This is a genomic window from Bergeyella anatis, assembly GCF_036016955.1.
In the GTDB taxonomy this organism is placed as follows: Bacteria; Bacteroidota; Bacteroidia; order Flavobacteriales; family Weeksellaceae; genus JAYWXI01.
In genome coordinates this window covers 1-429 of sequence record NZ_JAYWXI010000143.1, presented here as the reverse complement: position 1 = coordinate 429, position 429 = coordinate 1, and the positions used below count along the sequence as shown (strand labels likewise).

Annotated in this window: 1 pseudogene; it reads left to right on the top strand. The window is 40.1% G+C overall.

Features of this window, described 5'->3' with window-relative positions:
* A pseudogene (locus VQ048_RS12660) lies at positions 1-423 on the top strand (ParA family protein); the annotation flags it as partial.
* Positions 424-429 lie beyond the last annotated feature (6 nt).

The window sequence follows — 429 nt, the reverse complement described above, 5'->3', positions numbered from 1 at the left end:
GATATGCCAGGAACGGTTAATACCGCAGGGATTTTGACCGTTCTATCCCATATCAACCATATTTTCGCACCCATCACTGCCGATAGGGTGGTCATTGAAAGTACCCTCAGTTTTACAGAGGTGCTTTCCAACATCATTGCTAAAAATATGGATAGCGAAATAAAGTCAGTCCATCTGTTTTGGAACCAAGTCGATGGGCGAGAAAAATCGCCATTGTATAGAATTTACGAAAATGTCATCGCAGAACTCCAACTGACGATGATGGAGAGCTATATATCAGATAGTAAACGCTTCCGCAAAGATGGAAGCGGTAATCAAAAGTATGTATTTCGTTCTACTTTGATGCCCGCAGACGAACGACTAATGAGTGGTTGTCATTTGGACGACTTTATTAAGGAATTTGTAAAAATAATAGAAGTATGAGAAAGA